Annotated in this window: 11 protein-coding genes; 2 read left to right on the plus strand and 9 right to left on the minus strand. The window is 73.3% G+C overall.

All coding sequences use genetic code 11. The annotated features are described in order from the left end of the window. The first annotated feature begins 1,075 nt into the window (after nucleotides 1-1,075). Nucleotides 1,076-2,686, plus strand: coding sequence for a D-alanyl-D-alanine carboxypeptidase family protein (locus tag TCUR_RS26075; RefSeq protein ID WP_245536902.1), 1,611 nt, complete (start codon nucleotides 1,076-1,078; stop codon nucleotides 2,684-2,686). A gap of 22 nt (nucleotides 2,687-2,708) precedes the next feature. On the opposite strand, the gene TCUR_RS19475 is transcribed toward TCUR_RS26075, so the two are convergent. The 9 genes from TCUR_RS19475 to TCUR_RS19515 all read right to left on the minus strand — a co-directional run bounded on the left by TCUR_RS19475 (nucleotide 2,709) and on the right by TCUR_RS19515 (nucleotide 15,414). Beyond that, complete coding sequence (locus TCUR_RS19475) at nucleotides 2,709-4,145, minus strand: pyridoxal phosphate-dependent decarboxylase family protein (protein ID WP_012854274.1); 1,437 nt, start codon at nucleotides 4,143-4,145, stop codon at nucleotides 2,709-2,711. A 33-nt stretch (nucleotides 4,146-4,178) separates the two neighbouring features. After that, a complete protein-coding gene (locus TCUR_RS19480; protein WP_012854275.1) occupies nucleotides 4,179-5,546 on the minus strand; it encodes an MFS transporter in 1,368 nt (455 codons plus the stop codon). 51 nt (nucleotides 5,547-5,597) lie between these two features. Next, a complete protein-coding gene (locus TCUR_RS19485) occupies nucleotides 5,598-6,902 on the minus strand; it encodes a PucR family transcriptional regulator (RefSeq protein ID WP_052305561.1) in 1,305 nt (434 codons plus the stop codon). Nucleotides 6,903-7,135: 233 nt separating this feature from the next. Next, nucleotides 7,136-7,765 carry a LysE family translocator gene (locus TCUR_RS19490; protein ID WP_012854277.1) on the minus strand — a complete coding sequence of 210 codons (630 nt, stop codon included), beginning with the start codon at nucleotides 7,763-7,765 and terminating at the stop codon, nucleotides 7,136-7,138. Nucleotides 7,766-7,834: 69 nt separating this feature from the next. Then, entirely contained in the window at nucleotides 7,835-8,461 is a 627-nt protein-coding gene (locus TCUR_RS19495; RefSeq protein ID WP_012854278.1) for a TetR/AcrR family transcriptional regulator, read from the minus strand. 239 nt (nucleotides 8,462-8,700) lie between these two features. Beyond that, nucleotides 8,701-10,494 carry a thiamine pyrophosphate-requiring protein gene (locus tag TCUR_RS19500; protein ID WP_012854279.1) on the minus strand — a complete coding sequence of 598 codons (1,794 nt, stop codon included), beginning with the start codon at nucleotides 10,492-10,494 and terminating at the stop codon, nucleotides 8,701-8,703. 111 nt (nucleotides 10,495-10,605) lie between these two features. Beyond that, nucleotides 10,606-12,012, minus strand: a complete 1,407-nt coding sequence (locus TCUR_RS25135; RefSeq protein WP_012854280.1) for a serine/threonine-protein kinase — start codon at nucleotides 12,010-12,012, stop codon at nucleotides 10,606-10,608. A gap of 57 nt (nucleotides 12,013-12,069) precedes the next feature. Beyond that, nucleotides 12,070-13,656, minus strand: coding sequence for a serine/threonine-protein kinase (locus tag TCUR_RS19510; protein WP_012854281.1), 1,587 nt, complete (start codon nucleotides 13,654-13,656; stop codon nucleotides 12,070-12,072). Nucleotides 13,657-13,698: 42 nt separating this feature from the next. Beyond that, the gene (locus tag TCUR_RS19515) at nucleotides 13,699-15,414 is read right to left on the minus strand and encodes a serine/threonine-protein kinase (protein WP_041440131.1); all 1,716 of its coding nucleotides are present in this window, start codon (nucleotides 15,412-15,414) and stop codon (nucleotides 13,699-13,701) included. Between the two features lie 178 nt (nucleotides 15,415-15,592). Between TCUR_RS19515 and lysX the strand changes: the two genes are divergently transcribed. Continuing rightward, the gene (gene lysX, locus TCUR_RS19520) at nucleotides 15,593-18,934 is read left to right on the plus strand and encodes a bifunctional lysylphosphatidylglycerol synthetase/lysine--tRNA ligase LysX (RefSeq protein WP_012854283.1); all 3,342 of its coding nucleotides are present in this window, start codon (nucleotides 15,593-15,595) and stop codon (nucleotides 18,932-18,934) included. Nucleotide 18,935: the final 1 nt, after the last annotated feature.

The raw sequence follows: 18,935 nt of genomic DNA on the forward strand, positions 1-18,935 counted from the left end.
TCCGCAGGACGAGCGGCCGGATGAGCCGTCCGGCGCCGCCGAAGGAGAGGACGGCGAGGAGCAGGCCGCCGCGTCCCAGGACGAGCCCGCCGACGACGAGGCGGAACCGGACGAGCCGGTCTCCTCCGGCGAGGCGCCACAGGCCGGGGCATCCGACCGGGACGCCGAGGCCGCACCGGAGCGGAAGGCCGAGCAGACCGGCGAGCGGGAGATGCCCGAGTCGGCCCGCCAGTGGTACGCCGACGTCCCGCAGTCGCCCTCGCCCGAGGCCACGGCCTCCGAACCCGAACGTCCCCGCAAGCCCGACGTCTCCGAAAACGAGGCCCCGGCCGGCACCCGCACGGAGCCGACGCCGCCCTCGCCCGGGACATCGGCCGCCCCGCGCACCGAAGCCGCGCCTTCTGGAACGGTCTCAGCCGAACCTGGCGCCCAAGCACCGATCGGGCCGCGCACCGAGGACGACCCCTCCGACACGACCTCACCGGAACCTACGTCCCTGGCCGAGCCGCACACAGACAGCGGTCCTTCCAGGACGGCTTCGGGTGAATTCACGCCCTCGGCTCAACCTCGCGCACAGGCACCGGCCGAGCCGCACATCGAGCCCACTCCCCCGGCCGAACCCCGCGTGCAAACGGAGGCCGAGCCGCACACCGAGGACGACCGCTCCGACACGGCCCCGGCCGAACCCCGCGTGCAAACGGAGGCCGAGCCGTACACCGAAGGCGGCCTTCCCAGGACGGCTTCGGGTGAATTCACGCCCTCGGCCCGACCTCGCGCACAAGCGTCGGCCGAGCCGCGCACCGAGGAGGACCTCTCCGACACGGCCCCGCCCCAACCCACGTCCCCGGCCCGGCCTCGCGCACAGGCGCCGGCCGGACCGCGCACCGAGGACGACTTCTCCGGAACGGTTTCGCGCGGCCCCGCGCCCTCGGCCGGACCTCGCACGCGATCGTCGTCTGACTCGCGCGCTGAAGCCGCGCCTTCCACGGCGGTTTCACCCGAGTCCCGTCCTTCGGATGAGCCTCGCGCGCAGGCGCCCGCCGCCCCGCGCACCGGTACGGCTCCCGGCAGGCCCGTGCCGGAAGAACCGGCCGCGGAGCGGGACCGGACGGATCCGGGCGGTGCGGCGCCCACGCGGGCGCTGCTGCCGTCGCGGCGGTTCGCGCCGCCGCTGGCCGACGACGACCGGTGGACGGTTCCTGAGTTCCGGCCCTACCGGGAGGAGCGGCCCTCGGAGCCGGCCGGCCCGCCGCAGGCTCTCGCCGAGCCGCGGACGTCCCCGCCGGACGACCGCCGGTCCCGGGCGCATTCGGCGGAGACGCCCGCGCCGCAGTCGGGAGCCCTCGTCCCGGTGGCCCCGCCCTGGGAGAAGCCCGCCGCCGCGGAGGCAGGCCCGCAGGAGGCGGAGCGGACCGCCCCGGACCGGGTGCCGCCGGAGAGCCCGCGGCCGGCGCCCGAGCCCGAGCGGCCCGGCAAGGGGCGGCGCCGGGCGCTGATCACGGCGGCCGTGCTGGCGGTGCTGCTGGTGGCGGCCGTCACCGTGCAGTTCGTCAGGCCGCTGCCGGAGCCGACGCTGCGGCTGACGCTGCCGTCCTCGCACACCTTCCAGGGCAGTGCGCCGGTGCTGCCGCTGCCGCGGTCCGGGCAGGCCGTGCTCGATGTGGAGGGCATCGGCACGATGGGCGCCACCCAGGACCAGCGGCCGATCCCCACGGCCAGCGTGGCCAAGGTGATGACGGCCTATGTGTTCTTGAAGAACCACCCGCTGGAGCCCGGCGAGGACGGCCCGACCTTCACCATCTCCGCCGAGGAGGCGGCCCGGCTGCCCTTCCGCAAAAAGCGCGGCGAGTCGCACGTGGACGTGCGGGCCGGGCAGCGTTTCACCGAACGCAAGGCGCTGGAAGCGCTGATGGTGGTGTCGGCCAACAACATCGCGCACGAGCTGGCCCGCTGGGATTCCGGCAGCATCTCGGCGTTCGTCGCCAAGATGAACGCCACCGCCAAAGAGCTGGGCATGCACAACACCCGCTACACCGACCCCAGCGGCTATGACTCCGGCACCGTGAGCACCGCCGCCGACCAGGTGAAGCTGCTGCGGGCGGCGATGCGGATACCGGCCTTCGCCGAGATCGTGGCCGAGCGCGTCTATGACCCCGAAGACGGCGGGCCGGTGCGCCCGGCGGGCAATGTGCTGCTCGGCAACTACGGGATCGTGGGCGGCAAGACCGGCTACACCGACGCGGCCGGCGGCAACTTCGTCTTCGCCGCCCGCAGGCAGGTGGCCGGGGTGGACACCTTGATGATCGGTGCGGTGATGGGCCAGCACGGCCGGGCCGGCAGCGCCCTGGACGCGATGGTCGTCGCGCGGCACCTGGTGGCCGCCGCGCAGAACGCGCTGACCTCCGCCACCTTGGTGGAGGCCGGGCAGCCGGCCGCCGAGATCGACGACGGGCTGGGCGGGCGGACCCCGCTGGCCGCCGCCCGGCCGATCACCGTGGTCGGCTGGCCCGGTCTGACGGTGCGTCTGGACGTCGACGGCACGCCGCCCAAGCAGGGCTCCCAGGGCCGGCAGGTCGGCGCGGTGCTGGTCGGCAACGACGGCGCCGAGCCGCTGCGCTTCCCCCTGGAGCTGGCGCAGGATCTGAACGGACCCGGCCTGCTCACCCGGCTGACCCGGCTGAAGTGACCCGCAGGCCGGGCGCGCCGGGTCAGATGTCGCGGTAGAGCACGGACAGAAACCGCACCAGCAGCGCCTCGCGGGTGCTGGGCGGCAGGGCGTCCAGCACGGTGTTGACCACCGCCATGTCGGGCTGGGCGCCGCCGTCGAGCGAGACCCCCACGGAGGCCAGCAGCTCGGCGAAGCCGGCGTCGTCGACGGCGTCCAGGTCGAGCGAGCGCAGCGCCTCCACCAGCCCGTCCGGCACCTGGGGCGGGCCGGCGGCGCGGGCGGCCTGCGCCGACTCGGCCAGCACCTTCAGCAGCTCGTCCACCCCGGCGAGGCTGACCCCGGTCAAGGTCAGGTGAATGTTGGCGGGAATGCCGGCATACGACAGCTGCGGCTGCAGGAACCAGCCGCGGCGGCGGGCCTGATCCGCCAGCACGAACACATCCAGCGGCGGGTCGGCGGCGATGGCCACCAGCGCGGCGTCCGGTGAGCCCAGCACCCGCAGCCCGGGGATGCGCGCCACCCCGTCGATCACCCGCCGGGTGGCCCGCAGCGCGGCCTTGGCCAGCTCCCGGTAGCCGGCCGCGCCGAGGGCCTGCAGCGTGGCCCAGGCCCCGGCCAGCGGCCCGGCGCCCTTGCTGCTTTGCACGGTGGAGTTGATGACGGTGTAGCCGGGCCATTCGGCCGAGGCGAAGTAGGCGCGGCGGCGCATCGCCTCGTCGGCGAACAGCAGCACCGAGGCGCCCTTGGGCGCGTACCCGTACTTGTGCAGGTCGCAGGACAGGGAGGTGACGCCGGGCACCGACAGGTCGAACGGCGGGACGTCCGCGCCCGCCTCCCGCAGCCACGGCAGCAGCCAGCCGCCGACACAGGCGTCCACATGGCACGGCACGCCCCGCGCGGAGGCCGCGGCGGCGATCTCGGGGACCGGGTCGATCACTCCTTGCGGGTAGGACGGGGCGGAGGCGACGACCAGCGCCGTGCGGTCGGTGATCGCCTCGGCCATGGCCGCCGGGTCGGCGCGGAAGGTCACCGGGTCCACCGGGACGCCCACCACCTCCAGGCCCAGGTAGTGGGCGGCCTTGTGGAAGGCGGGGTGGGCGGTGACCGGCGCCACCAGCTGGGGGCGTGCGCCGCCGGCCGGGCGGGCGTCGCGGGCCGCCTTGACCGCCAGCATGATCGACTCGGTGCCGCCGCTGGTGAAGATGCCCGGCGTGGCCGCGCCGCCGCCGAGCCGCCCGGCCACCGCGGCGATCACCTGGCGCTCCAGGGCCACGATGCTGGGGAAGGCGGTGGGGTCCAGGCCGTTGACCTCCAGCATCTCCAGGTAGGCGCGGGCCGCCAGCTCGTGCACCTGCGGCCGCCCGGTGTCGTAGACGTAGGCGGTGACCTTGCCGCCCCGGACGGGCAGGTCGGTTTCCTTCAGGCGGGCCAGCTCGGCGAGGATGTCGTCGGCCGGGCGGCCGGTTTCCGGCAGCATGGGTCGTTCCTCCGTGCACCTTCTCCGCGCGGGTCAGCGGGTCCGCCGCCCGGCATGGGCACGGTACCGGCGGGCGGCCAGGTTCCGGTAGGCCAGCAGCAGCGGGAGGCTGACCAGCATCAGCGCGGCGGGCAGCCAGGTGAAGCCCACCGCCAGGCCGGTCAGGGCGCTGTCCGGCTGGACGACGGGTTCGTCGAAGTCGGAGGCCCGGTAGGAGCTGAGCGCCAGCACCAGCGCGAACACCCCGGGTCCGGCGGCCATCGCGGCGGTCTCCGCGGCGGTCCACACTCCGGTGAACGCCCCGGCCTGGGCGTGCCCGGTGCGGTCGCTGTCGGCGTGCACCGATTCCGGCACCAGCGAGAACGACAGCAGCTGGAGGGCGGCGTAGCAGATCCCCAGCAGCCCGGCCAGCGCCAGCACCGCCGGGATCGAGCCGGCCCGCAGCGCCGGGTACAGGGCGGCGGCGCCCGCCGCGTATGCCGCGGCCGCGACGGCATAGCAGCGGACGTAGCCGTAGCGGGCGGCCAGCCGGTTCCACACCGGGACGGCCGGTGCGCTGGGGGCGACCAGGCAGACGAACATCGCCGAGGTCAGCCCGTAGTCGTCGAGCAGGTAGGTGGCCGCGTACGGGGCGCCGGCGAGCATGACGGCGACCGCCAGGAACTGGAGGATGGCCGAGCCGAGCAGCGCGAAGAACGGCCGGTTGCCCCAGGCGGTGCGCAGCGCGGCGACCAGGCCCAGCGGCCGGGGCCCGCTCCGGGAGGGGATCCACCGGGTGGCGCGGACGGAGGTGAGCATCACGACGGCCATCACCAGCCCGACCAGCACGCCCATCAGCGCATAGCCGGCCCGGCCTCCCCCGGCCGCCTCCACCACGACGGGGGCCAGCCCGCCGCCCACCAAGATCCCGAATGTGACGGCCACGATCCGCCAGGTCATCGCCCGGGCGCGCTGGTCGGGCCGGGGAGAGATCTCGGCGGGCAGCGCCACGTAGGGCACCTGGAAGCAGGCGAACGCCGAGGCCGCCAGCAGGAAGGCCGTCATGACCCAGGCCGCGGCCAGCGCGGGAGAGGAGCCCGGCACCGCGAACATGGCGGCAAAGAGCACCGGCAGCGCGACCGCCCCGGTCAGCAGCAGCCGGCTCCGCCGCCCGGTGCGCACCGCCTCGCGGTCGCTGGCGGCGCCCACGATCGGGTTGAGGATCACATCCCAGGCCTTGGGGAGGACCAGCGCCGCCCCGGCGATCGCCGCCGACACCCCCAGCACGTCGGTGAGGTAGTACAGCAGCAGCAGACCGGGCACCGTGGAGAACACCCCGGTGCCCACCGAGCCGATGCTGTAGCCCAGCAGCCGGCTGCGCGGCAGCGGCGGGTCCGTGATCGCGGTGGTGTCGGCGCTCATGGGAGGGGCCTGCGGCCCGGCCGTCGCAGAGGGTTCACCGGACTTCTCCGTTCAGGGACGATGGGCCGCGGCGGCCGGGGGGAACGGGACGGAGCGGGTCCCCTTCAAGGAGATCACGTTGGCGGGCGGCTGGTCGGCCTCTTGAGTGTGAAACAGCCACACGTGCAGCACCATCTCCAGCTCCAGCCGGATGTCGGGGTCGTAGAGCTGCCGCCCGAACAGCTCCTCCAGCTGGTGCAGCCGGTAGCGGACGGTCTGCGGGTGGACGTGCAGCCGGGCGGCCACCTCGGTGGCGTTGAACCCGCTCTGCAGGCAGGCCAGCAGGGTGCGCGCCAGGCGCTCGCGGTGCCGGGGCCGGACCTTCTGCAGCGGGGCCAGCCGCCGTTCGCCGACGATGCGGATCAGTTCCTCGTCCTTGAACATCACCAGCGTGGGCATGTGGTCCACGCAGCGCACCGGCCGGTCGGCCGGCAGCACCCCGCGGCGGGCCAGCGCCAGCGCCTCCCGGGCCCAGCGCAGCGACTTGGCCGCCTCCGACACCGGCACGGTGGGGCCGATCGCGGCCACCCAGTCGCGCAGCCCGCCCTCCAGCATCCGGTACCGGCCGGGGCCCTCGGGGTCGGGGACGATCAGGCAGGGTTCCCGCCGGTTGACATCGACCAGCACGTCCGGCGGCAGCGAGGGGTGGGCGTAGCGCTCGCCGCCGCGCTCGGCCAGCGCCACCGCGGCGATGGTCTGCGGCACCCGCCACTGCGCCACCCGGGCCAGGTCGGTGATCGCCTGCGGGGCGGCGGGCGGGTCGGCCAGCAGCAGGTCCAGCAGCCGGCGGCGGCGGTGCTCCAGCTCCCCGGCCACCTGGGCGCGGGCCTGGTTGTAGCCCTGGGTGGCGGCGGCGGCGATCTCGTCCAGGAAGGCGAAGATCGCCTCGGCCAGGCGGCCCAGGGTGCGCCGGCTGACGTTGAGTTTCTCGGCCTCGGCGGCCAGGCGCCGCCAGGCCACCCGGGCGCCCAGCCGCAGCGCGGTCTGCAGCGCGTCCAGGCTGCGGCCCTCCCGGGCCTCGGCCCAGCCGATCTCCCGGTAGACGGCGGCGACCGGTTCCCAGGAGGCCTCTGCGTCGCCGATCAGGTCGACGAACTGGTTCAGCGCCCCCTCCACCGCCAGCCGCACCATCCGCATGTAGTCCTCATCCAGCGGGCGGGCGTACTCGGGCACGCCCCGCTGGATCTCCTCGATCATCTCCTCGGCCACTTCCGCCAGGTAGGGCCGGCACAGGTCGGCGACCTCGGATGGGACTCCCGTCCAGGGCTGGAGCGTGTCGCGTTGCGCGGCGGCGGTGCTCACCGGTCGTACCTCCATGGTCGGCAGTCGCGGTTCCACGGAAGTTACTCCGATGTGATTCAGCCCACTTCATGAACGAAGACACAATCGACCTGGAGTTTTGTCAATCGGATGACAAAAACGGCCGCGAGAACCCCACCGGAAACGGTTCTCGCGGCCGCTGTGACAGATCGTGCCCGTTGTCGCATCCACGCACTATGCAGCCAGGGGCGAAGTCTCGCGATTTTTCTGTCACCCCTGCTCAAGGACGCTCACGGCCGCCGGGGGCCGGGGCCGGCCAGGGCCGCCGCGGCGCCCAGGCCCAGGTAGACCACCCCGGTCGCATAGGCCTGGCGGCGGCGGAAGGCGGGCCGGGCCCGCAGCCAGGCGCCCAGCGACCCGGCGGCCAGCACGTACACCAGGTCCGAGGTCAGCCCGATCGCCGCGGTCACCAGCCCCATCACCGTGATCTGGGCGGGGATCGAACCGGCCGCCGGGTCGACGAACTGCGGCAAGAACGCCAGGAAGAACAAGATGACCTTGGGGTTGAACAGGTTGACCAGCAGCCCGTCCAGGAAGATCCGCAGCAGCGGCTGCGGGCGCAGGGCGGGTTCGGCCAGGTCGTGCCGGCTGCGGAAGGTGCGGATCGCCAGATAGACCAGGTAGGCGGCGCCGGCGTACCGCAGCGCCCCGAACGCCGTGGCCGAGGCCGCCACCAGCGCCGACAGCCCGACGGCGGCGGCGCTCACGTGCACCAGGGTGCCGGTCTCCACCCCCAGCGCCGAGGCGATGCCGGCCCGCCGTCCCTCTGCGATGCTGCGGGTGATGATGTAGAGGTGGTTCGGGCCGGGGATGGCCACCAGGGTGACGGCGGCCACCAGGAACAGCAGCGGGTTGCTCATGCCCGGAACGCTACCGGCCGCCCTTTTTGCCGGAAGCCTTTGTCAGGAAATTACAGGTTCCAGCAGGTTTCAGCAGGATTCGACGGGTTCGCCCTGCGGCAGCGGCACCACCCCGGCCATGACGAGCCGGGCCGCGGTGGTGACCATGTCACGGACCTCCTCCATGGGGCGGCTCAGCGAGGTCAGCGAGATCAGCGCCGCCAGCAGCACATGCCCCAGCACGATCTCGATGTCGGTGCGCTCGGGCACCGGGGCGCCGATCGCCTGCGCCAGGCGATCGCGGATCAGCAGGAACAGCTCGGTGCGGGCGTCCTCCACGCTGGGGTCCTCGGAGGTGACGGCCTGCACGATCGCCGAGGTCAGCGTGCGGTTGGCGGCGGCCACCTCCACGATGCGCCCCAGCAGGGCGGTCAGGCGCTCGGCCGGGGTCTCCCCCACCGCCAGCGCGACGGTGTCGCCGGTGACCTCGTGCGCCCACACCGCGGCGACCTCGGTGAGCAGGTGGTCCTTGGTGGCGAAGTAGCGGTAGACGGTGGCGCGGGCCACCCCCGCCCGGTCGGCCACATCGTGCATGGTCACGGCGTGATAGCCGCCCTGCAGCGCCAGCTCCCGGGCGGCATCGATCAGCCGTGTCCGGCGTTCCTGCTGGTCTTTGCTCAAAGTCCGGGTAACGGTGATCCGCACATCGCCGGGCAAGTCGGCCTCCCTACATACACCCCCCATTCTTGCGCATTTCCGTCCTGCTCGATCACGGTCGGCGCACCAACGCTGGGACGCTCCGGCTGTCGCCGCGCACAAGAGACGGGTGAAAGTTGAAAACGATGATACGGCCGACGTGAACATCCCACCGGTAACGGGGTGCGAACGGCCTTGTTCCCGAAATGTTTCAAGACCGCCGCACACCGTTCACCTGTGGCGCGGCCGCAGGGCCGCGCTCAGCGCCATTTGCCCGGGATCATCTCCTGGGCCTTGGTCTTCAGGCCTTTGCGGATCACGCCCCAAGAATCGGGGTCGCCCTTGATGATGGCCTCGGCCACGTCCTTGAGCTGCTCGAATTCCGCGTGCGGGGGGATCGGCGGAATGTCGGGGTCCACCCGCACATCCAGCACGGCCGGGCGGCCGGCGCTCAGCGCCCGCTCCCAGGCCGGCCCGATCGCCTCCGGTTTGTCCACCTCGATGCCCTCCAGGCCGAGGGAACGGGCGAACGCCGCGTACGGCACCTCCGGCAGGCTCTGGGACTCGGTGAACTTCGGCGCCCCGCCCATCGCCCGCAGCTCCCAGGTCACCTGGTTGAGGTCGTTGTTGTGCAGCACCGCCACCACCAGGCGGGGATCGGCCCAACGCTGGTAGTAGCGCTGCACCGTGATCAGCTCGGCCAGCCCGTTCATCTGCATCGCCCCGTCCCCCACCAGCGCGATCGCCGGGCGGTCGGGGCAGGCGAACTTGGCGCCGATGGCGTACGGCACGCCCGGTCCCATGGTGGACAGCGTGCCCGACAGCGAGCCCCGCACCTGGCCGCGGAACCGCAGGTCGCGGGCGTACCAGTTGGCGGCCGAGCCGGAGTCGGCGGTGACGATGGCGTTGTCGGGCAGCCGGGAGGACAGCTCCCAGAACAGGCGCATCGGGTTGATCGGCTCGGCCTCCAGGTGGGCCTGCCGTTCCACGACCTCCCACCAGCGGGCCACGTTGTGCTCCACCGTACGCCGCCAGGAGCGGTCCTCCTTGCGGCGCAGCAGCGGGATCAGCGCCCGCAGCGTCTCGGCGGCGTCCCCCACCAGATTGACCTCGGTGGGGTAGCGCATCCCGATCATCCGGCCGTCCACGTCGATCTGCACCGCGCGGGCGGCCCCGAACTCCGGCAGGTACTGGGTGTAGGGGAAGTTCGAGCCGACGATCAGCAGCGTGTCGCAGTCGCGCATCAGCTCATAGGAGGGCCGGGTGCCCAGCAGCCCGATCGACCCGGTCACATACGGCAGGTCGTCGGGCAGCACGTCCTTGCCCAGCAGCGCTTTGGCCACCCCGGCGCCGGTGAGCTCGGCGACCTCCATCACCTCCCGGCGGGCACCGCGGGCGCCCTGGCCGACCAGGATCGCCACCTTGCTGCCGGCGTTGAGGATCTCGGCGGCGCGCTCCAGCTCCGGCTGCGGCGCCCGGGTGAGCGGGCGGACGTAGCCGGGCGCCGAAGACGGCACCTGCCGGAAGGCGTGCTCGGGCGGCCGGTAGGTCTCCTCCTGCAGGTCGGCCGGGATGATCACGCAGGTGGGGGCGCGTTCGGCCAGCGCGATCCGCAGCGCCCGGTCGATCAGGTTGGGCAGCTGCTCGGGGACGGTGGCCATCTGCACATAGGCGCTCGCCACGTCCTTGAACAGCGACAGCAGGTCCACCTCCTGCTGGTAGTTGCCGCCCATGGCGGCGCGGTCGGTCTGGCCGACGACGGCCACCACCGGCACGTGGTCGAGCTTGGCGTCGTACAGGCCGTTGAGCAGGTGGATCGCGCCGGGCCCGCTGGTGGCCATGCACACCCCCACCCGGCCGCCGAACTTGGCGTAGCCGACGGCCTGGAAGGCCGCCATCTCCTCGTGCCTGCTCTGCACGAACCGCGGCTCGTCGCCGGCCTTGCCGAAGGCGGCGATGAGCCCGTTGATCCCGTCGCCGGGGTAGCCGAAGACGTGCTCCACGCCCCAGTCCCGGAGCCGTTTGAGCACGTAATCCCCTACGGTGAGCGCCATACGGTTCTCCTCCCTGTCTTCCTCCCTCTGCGGGCTTCCCCGGGGCCGGCGTTGAAACGTGGGGAAGTGGCCCTCCGGTGGGAAGGAGTGCGGGAGAAGCGCCGCGGCCGGTCAGATCCGGACGGTGGCGGTGCCTGAGACGCCGGGGGCGGGGGCGGAGGAGTTGAGCCGGTCGCGCAGGATGAACGCCCCGGCCAGCACCGCGACCACGACCAGGATCGCCGCGACGGTGACGATCACGACGGTCTTGGTGCGCTCGCGCTCGTACCGGTTCACCGGCCGCAGCGACTGGTGCTGCGCCGAGGGCTGCGGCCAGTTCACGGGGGCGTAGGGAGGCGGCGCCCAGTCCCCCTGCACCAGGGTGCGGGGCTGGGAGCCGGAGTGCGGCGGCGGGGGCTGCCTGCGCGGCCCGGAGTCGTCCCGGGTGGTGGCCTCCAGATCGGGTGAGTCGACGACGGTCTCCTCCATCTGGGGCGGCAGCGGCGGGGGCGGGCCGTAGCCGACCGAGGGAGGAGAGTGCGGCCGGCTCAGCGGCTGCCGGGACAGCGGGCCGCCGACCTGCTGCGCGGAGGACCGCCGGGGGGACGGGCCGCTCAGCGGCTCGTCCACCTTGGTCTCATCCAGCTTGGTCTCATCCAGCACCGTGGAGAACTCGCGCACCTGGGGCGGCGGCGCGACGGGCCGGGGCCGGGCCTGGGGCATGCTCGCCACCTCGGCGAGCTTGGGCAGCGCCTGGTCGGCGGTCAGCCGGTACATCGGCTCGCGGGCCAGCAGCCCCATCAGCACCTCGGTCAGCGGCCCGGCGTTGCGCGGCGGCGGCACCGGCTCGGTGAGCACCGCCGACAGCGACGCCATCGCATCGGCGCGCTCGTAAGGGGAGCGCCCCTCGACCGCCGCATACAGGGTGGCGCCCAGCGACCACAGGTCGGAGGCCGGCACCGCCCGGTGGCCCTGGGCCCGTTCCGGCGGGATGTAGGCGGGCGAGCCCATCACCAGCCCGGTCTGGGTGAGGGTGGACTCCCCCTCCATCTGGGCGATGCCGAAGTCGGTCAGCACCGCCCGCCCCTCGTCGGTGATCAGCACGTTGCTGGGCTTGACGTCGCGGTGCAGGATGCCCTTGCTGTGCGCGTGGCGCAGCGCCTCCAGGGTCTGCCGGCCGATCTCGGCGGCCCGGTGCGGCGAGATGGGGCCCTCGTCGATCAGGTCCTGCAGCGAGCGGGCCCGCACGAACTCCATCACCAGCCAGGGCCGGCCGCCCTCGTTGAGCACGTCGTGGACGGTGACCACGCCGGGGTGGTTGAGCCGGGCCGAGGCCCGCGCCTCCCGGAAGGTCCGCTCATACAGGACGTCGCGCTCTTCCTGGCTCAGTCCCGGCGGCAGCAGCACCTCCTTGACCGCCACCTCGCGGCCGAGCATGGTGTCGTAGGCCTGCCAGACGGTCCCCATCCCGCCGCGGCCGACCACCCGGTCGAGACGGTAGCGGTTGCCGAGCAGATGACCCTGCTGCCCCTGCGCCATATCTGAATGGTCCCCCGTCTGGGACGCGCGAGTCCCTCCTGCGATGCCTCCGGCCGGTCAGGGCCGGAACGTGTCGAGGATATTGTTCACCCTTTCGCGGTTGACCTCCCAGTGCTGTTGCGGGATCGCGACGAACACCGCGTAAGGCTGCCCGTTGACGATGGTTCCGCGGTCAATGCCGCGCATGGGAATTCCGTCCCGGGTCCAGGTGAATTCCAAATCGGCGGCGTCGTAGCCGAGCCCCGTGGGACGGCGCAGGTCGACGCGGCGGTAGCCGGGCAGGATGTTCCCCCGGATCACGGCGCGCTCCCAGCGCTCCCAGTGGTCGGCCGGGTCGCCGCTCCATTCGGTCCGGTCGACCTGGACGTAGGCGCCCCAGGAGGAACGCCAGAACACGCTGTTGCCCTCTTCGGAGCGGACCCAGCCCGCCGGCACCGAGATCCGGTAGCCGCCGGGCCCGCTCACCGGCTGCAGTTCGGGCAGCAGCGACGCCGTGGGGGTCGGGAAGGGCGAGGGCCGCTCCGCGGGGACGCCGGTCGCCGGGGGCTGCGGCTGCTCCGGCCCGCTCACCTGGCCGGACTGCTGCCGGACCGCGCCGCCGCCTTGGCCGCCGCCGGAGTTCATCTGCACGATCAGGATGCCGGCCAGCACGGTCACCAAGGTGGTGAGCACGCCCACCAGGATCAGCATGCCCAGGTTGGTCGAGGAGCCGCCGGCGGGGACGGTCTGGACGGTCTGCGGGAAGGGCTGGGGCGCCGGAACGGTCGCGGGCGGGGCCTGCGGCGGCGGGGGCGGAACCGGCCGGGCGCCGCTTTCGACCCGCGCCAGCATCTCCTCCGCCTGCGCGGCGGTCAGCCGGCGCACCGGGTCGCGCACCAGCAGCCCGCTCAGCACCGGGGTCAGCGGGCCGGCGCGGCGCGGGGGCGGCGGGTCCTCGTTCATGACGGCCGCCAGCACCGCCATGACATCGGGACGGTCGTGCGGGGGGCGTCCCTCGCAGGCGGCGTACAAGGTGGCGCCCAGCGACCACAGGTCGGAGGCCGGGATGGCGGGCTCGCCCCTGGCCCGCTCGGGCGGCATGTAGGCGGGCGAGCCGACCAGCGACCCGGTGCGGGTGAGCGCGGTGTCGCCTTCCACCCGGGCGATGCCGAAGTCGGTCAGCACCGCCCGTCCCTCGTCGGTGACCAGCACGTTGGCGGGCTTGATGTCACGGTGCAAGATCCCCACGGCGTGGGCGGCGCGCAGGGCCGCCACCAGCTGCCGGCCGATGCCGGCGACCCGCTCGGGCGGCAACGGCCCCTCCGCGGCGAGGATCTCCGCCAGCGAACGCGCCCGGACCAGCTCCATGACGATCCACGGGCGGCCGTCTTCGTCCACCACGTCGTGCACGGTGACGATGCCGGGGTGGCTGAGCCGGGCGGCGGCCCGGGCCTCGCGCAGCGTCCGCTCCCGCACGCCGCGCCGTTCCTCCTCGCTCAGCCCGGCCTGGACCAGCACCTCCTTGACCGCCACCTCGCGGTCGAGCATCTCGTCGCGGGCCCGCCAGACGGTGCCCATGCCGCCTCGGCCGAGCATCTCCACCAGCCGGTAGCGGCCGGCGATCCGGCGTCCCGCCTCAGCCTCCCCCGGCTGCGCACTCGTCATGATCGGCCGATCCCCTCAAGGAGTGTCGGATTCCGCCGGGCGTCAGTCGGCGGGCTCGAAGAAGCTGAAGATCGGCTCCAGCTCGGGGCGTTCTTTGTCCCACTCCTCCTCGGGCAGCACCAGGAAGATCGCATACCCCCGGTCGCCGGCCACGAAGCCCCGGTTCAGGCCGTGCATCCGGCCGGAGCCGGACTGCCAGGTGAACTCCCAGTCGGCCGACTTGCTGCCGTCGCCGGTGTCGGGGATGGGAGGGTGGTCGCCGGTCGGCTCCAGCCGCAGCCGCCGATAGCCGGGGAACCTGCCGTCGCCCTTGACCGCGGCCTCCAGGTCCTGCCAGTCCTTCAGAGCGCTGGGATTGGGGTCCGTGGTCTGGTCGATCTGGACGTAGGCGCCGTCGTCGCCGCGGAAGAACACGCTGCTGCCGCGGCGCTCGGGGCCCTCCCAGTCCTCGGGGACCGCGATGACGAATCCGGTGGAGTCCTCATAGCGGCGGAAGTCCTCGGGGACCTCCTGCGTCGCCTCCGCGGGCGCGGCGCTGACGGTGGCGGCGTGGGTCGTCGCGGGCGGTTCCTGGCCGGCCGTCGCCGCACCGGCGGGCCGCTCGGTGCGGCCGGACCTCTCGCCGCCGCCGCGGGCCATCCACAGCGCGCCGATCACCAGCAGCAGCGCCACCACGACCGCCCCCACCAGGATCGCCATCTGGCGTCCGCCGCCGCGGGCGGTGGGCGCCGTGCCGGCCGGCGGGGCGAGCTCGGCCGCCGCCGTCGGCGGCGCGGGCATGGCGGAGTCGGCCCTGGTCTTGAGCGCCTCGGCGTCCTCGGCCCGGGTCTGCAGCGACTCACCGCCGTCGGTGCGGGTCTGCAGCGGATCGGCGAGGGCGGCGGGCTCCGGCGGCGGTTCCACCGGCCGGGTGTACTGGGCGTCGACGGATTCCGCGCGGACGATCTCATCCAGCAGCATCCCGGCCTCAGGAGCGCTCATCCGCTCCTCGGGGTCCTTGCGCAACAGGCCCTCGATCACCGGGGCGAGCGGGCCGGCGTGCGGGGGCGGCGGCGGGTCGTCGGAGATGACCGCCACCAGCGAGGCCATCGGCTCGGGCCGTTCGAACGGGGAGCGGCCCTCGAGCATGGCGTACAAGGTGACGCCCAGCGACCACAGGTCGGAGGCCGGCCCGGCGGTCTTGCCGCGGGCGCGTTCGGGGGCGATGTAGGCGGGCGAGCCCATCACCAGCCCGGTCTGGGTGAGGGTGGCGTCCCCCGTGGCGACGGCGATACCGAAGTCGGTCAGCACCGCCCGGTCGCCGGTGGTCACCAGCACGTTGCTGGGCTTGACGTCGCGGTGCAGCACCCCGGCCTCGTGCGCGGCGTGCAGGGCGGCCAGCATCTGCCGGCCGATCTCGGCGGCCCGCCGCACATCCAGCGGCCCCTCCTGCTTGATCACCTGGTCCAGCGAACGGGCCCGGATCAGCTCCATGACGATCCACGGCCGGCCGTCCTCTTCGACCACGTCGTAGACGGTGACCACGCCCGGATGGCCGAGCCGCGCCGCGGTGCGGGCCTCACGGAACGTGCGCTTGTACTGGACGGCGCGCTCCTCCTCGGTGAGGCCGTGCGGCAGGATGACCTCCTTCACCGCCACGTCACGTCCGAGGACCTCATCGTGGGCGTGCCATACAGTCCCCATGCCGCCGTGCCCGACCGGGGCCAACAGGCGGTAGCGCCGGGCAAGCAGTCTCTCCCCGGCGGTGTCGTTCGGCATATGCGCGACCATATCGAGAAATTGCTGACAACCTCGGAGGGGGCACGCGAGTTCCCTCATACTTACGACGCCGCAGTGACGGCCGAGGTTCGCCGACGCGACGCCCGAGCATGCAAAGGGTGCACGAGTGAGACCCGGTAGAACAGAGAAGACGACGCCAAGTCACCACGGGGGCCCGATGACGGCTGACAGCAAGGTCCCGGCCGGCACCGCCGGCCACGGGCTGCGTGACGGCTGGCAGCGCCTCACCAAAGCGGCCCCCGACGTCTTCTTCTGGTACACCCGCCTGTCGGGCGTGCTGTCGATCCTGGCGTTCGTCTCCTCGGACCTGATCCAGCGGCTGGGCGGCATCTGGGCGCTGCAGTGGATCTACTACCTGGGCTTCACCGCCAGCCTGCCGTACGGGGTGCTGCTGATCCTGCTGTCGATGGGCGTGCGGCGGCGCAAGAAGGCCGCCTGGCGGATCCTGATGCTGCTGTTCGGCGGCTACTTCGCCATCGCGCTGCTGGTGGTCGGCTCCCTGGCGGCCGATCCGGACCGGTCGGTGGCGGCCGGCGAGCTGGTCACGGTGGTCGCCTACGCGGCGGTGCTGACGCTGCTGGCGGCGGCGCGTCCGGAGTTCAACGCGCTGCCCGACCGGGCCAACCGGCGGCTGGCGCTGGCGGTGTTCTCCGGGCTGCTGGTGGTCAGCGGGCTGCTGGGCACCGGGCTGGTCACGTTGATGAACCGCGACCCCGACGGGCGCTTCCTGACCGACGCGCTGTATGTGGTGCTGCAGACCGTCGGCGGGCCGGGGGTGACCGGCGAGCCCATCAACGTGGACGTGCCGACCCGGGTCAACCTGCTGCTGGGGGTGCTGGGCACCGGCCTGCTGATCATCACGTTCTGGGCGCTGTTCCGCCCGGGCCATCGCGACGCGGTGCTCAGCCCCGCCGAGGAGCTGACCGCCCGCCGGCTGCTGGCCGAGTACGGCGAGCAGGACTCGTTGGGCTACTTCGCGCTGCGCCGCGACAAGAACGTCATCGTCGCCCCCAACGGCAAGGCCGCCATCTCCTACCGCGTCGAGGGGGCGGTCTCGCTGGCCAGCGGCGACCCGCTGGGCGACCCGGAGTCCTGGGACCAGGCCATCGAGCTGTGGCTGGCCGAGTGCCGCGCGCACGCCTGGATCCCCGGGGTGGTCAGCGCCGGGGAGCGCGCCGCGCACGTCTACCGGCGGCACGGCTTCGACGCGCTGGAGCTGGGCGATGAGGCCATCTTGGAGCTGACCGACTTCACCTTGGACGGCCGGGAGATGCGCCAGGTCCGCCAGGCGGTGCGGCGGGTGGAGCGGGCCGGCTACACGGTGCGGATCCGCCGGCACGCCCAGATCCCGCCCGAGGAGATGGCGCAGCTGATCGCCAGCGCCGACCGGTGGCGGGAGGGGGCCATCGAGCGCGGGTTCTCCATGGCGCTGGGCCGCCTCGGCGACCCCACCGACGGCCGCTGCCTGATGGTCGAGGCGTTCGACGCCCAGGGCCGGCTGCGCGGCCTGCTGAGCTTCGTGCCCTGGGGCCGGCACGGGCTGTCGCTGGACCTGATGCGCCGCGACCGCACCGCCGAGAACGGCCTGAACGAGTTCATGATCGCCAAGGTGGCGGAGCAGGCGGCGCTGATCGGCGCGCAGAAGATGTCGCTGAACTTCGCGATGCTGCGCTCGGCGTTCGAGCGCGGCTCCCAGCTGGGCGCCGGGCCGGTGGCCCGGGCCTGGCACCGGTTCCTGTCGCTGGCCTCCAAGTTCTGGCAGCTGGAGTCGCTGTACCTGGCCAACGCCAAGTACAACCCCACCTGGGCGCCCCGGTTCGTCTGCTACCAGCAGTCCCGGGACCTGGTGCGGCTGGGGCTGGCGTTCGCCCGGGCCGAGGGGTTCCTGCCCACCCTGAACCGGCCCCGCCTGGAGCGCGCCGCCCGGCTCACCCCCTCCCCCGAGCTGGTGCGGCGGATCAAGCGGATCGAGGAGGAGGCCGAGGCCGCCCGCGCCCCGCAGCGGCGGCTGTCGGAGCAGGAGCGGGTGCGGCACGCCAAGCTGGAGCACATCCGCGCCGCCGGGATGGACCCCTACCCGCTGGGGTTCGACCGCACCGATTTCGCCGCCGACATCCGCGCCCGCTTCGGCGGCCTGCCCCCCGACGCCCGCACCGGCGAGCAGGTGCGCATCGCCGGGCGGGTGATGCTGGCCCGTGAGCACGGCCGGCTGGTGTTCGTCACGCTGCGCGATGAGACCGGCGACATCCAGGTGATGCTGTCGGCCGACCGGCTGGAGCCCGACGGGCCGGACGGCGCGCCGGTCCCCGGCTCGCTGCGGGCCTGGAAGCGCCTGATCGACCTGGGCGACCAGGTCGGCATCGCGGGCGAGGTGGTCACCTCCAAGCGCGGGGAGCTGTCGGTGCTGGCCACGAGCTGGACGCTGACGGCCAAATGCCTGCGCCCGCTGCCCAACAAGCGCAGCGGCCTGGCCGACCCGGAGGCGCGGGTGCGGCAGCGGTATGTGGAGTTCATCGTCAACGACGAGGCCCGCCGGATGCTGCGGATGCGCGGCGATGCGGTGGCGGCGATCCGCGACCGGCTGCGCGAGCTGGGCTACCTGGAGGTGGAGACGCCCATGCTGCAGCCCATCCACGGCGGCGCCGCGGCCCGGCCGTTCACCACCCGCATCAACGCCTACAACATGCAGCTGTACCTGCGGATCGCCCCCGAGCTGTACCTCAAGCGGCTGCTGGTCGGCGGGGTCGGCAAGGTCTTCGAGATCAACCGCAACTTCCGCAACGAGGGCGTCTCCCCCAAGCACAATCCCGAGTTCACGATGCTGGAGGCCTACGAGCCCTACGGCGACTACGACACCATGGCCGCCCTGACCCGGGATCTGGTGCTGCGGGCCGCCCGCGCGGCGCTGGGCACCACGGTGGTGGTGCGCGACGGCGCCGAATGCGACCTGGCCGAGCCGTGGCGCCAGATCACCGTGTACGAGTCGGTCTCCCGGGCCCTCGGCGAGGAGATCACCCCCGACACCCCCGCGTCCCTGGTCGGCAAGTACGCCGAGCGGGCGGGCCTGGAGTTCGACGCCGGCTGGGGGCAGGGCAAGCTGGTGCAGGAGCTGTTCGAGGCGCTGGTGGAGCCCGGGATCAAGGCCCCCACCTTCGTCCGCGACTACCCCGCCGAGACCTCCCCGCTGACCCGCCCGCACCGCGCCGACCCCCGGCTGGCCGAAAAGTGGGACCTGATCGTCTTCGGGCTGGAGCTGGGCACCGCCTACAGCGAGCTGATCGACCCGATCCTGCAGCGGCAGCGGCTCACCGAGCAGTCGCTGCTGGCCGCCGGGGGCGACCCGGAGGCGATGGAGCTGGATGAGGACTTCCTGCGCGCCCTGGAGTACGCCATGCCGCCGGCCGGCGGGATGGGCATGGGCATCGACCGGCTGCTGATCACCCTGACCGGCAAGAGCATCCGCGAGACCATCCCCTTCCCGCTGGCGCGTCCCCGCTGAC

Origin of the sequence: Thermomonospora curvata DSM 43183, from assembly GCF_000024385.1 — a bacterium.
In the GTDB taxonomy this organism is placed as follows: Bacteria; Actinomycetota; Actinomycetes; order Streptosporangiales; family Streptosporangiaceae; genus Thermomonospora; species Thermomonospora curvata.